This is a genomic window from Bradyrhizobium sp. Ken64 (genome assembly GCF_055807555.1).
On the sequence record NZ_JBVVPA010000154.1, the window covers coordinates 1 to 229 of the forward strand.

Annotated in this window: 1 protein-coding gene; it reads left to right on the plus strand. The window is 59.0% G+C overall.

What is annotated here, in order from left to right; translation table 11 throughout:
* Positions 1–20: 20 nt before the first annotated feature.
* On the plus strand, positions 21–229 hold a 209-nt coding region (locus AC0L2F_RS36020; RefSeq protein ID WP_473251560.1), incomplete at its 3' end, for a hypothetical protein.

The following is a 229-nucleotide window of genomic DNA, read 5'->3' on the forward strand; positions in this document are numbered from 1 at the left end:
GCGGCTACCTGGAGCCGGTGATGATGAGCCTGGTGGAACTGGCCCTGAAAAACTTATCCGGACGCCCCAAGGGCTCCATGACCCTGAGCCACCGCAAAGGTCGAGCGCTGGAAGCCTGGTTGACGCCGGAGTACATTTTCCAACTGGTCCAGCGGCTGAACATCGGCCTGAACTACCCCAACTACATCCGCCAGGAACTGATCGACAACATTACGGCGGCGCAAAAACG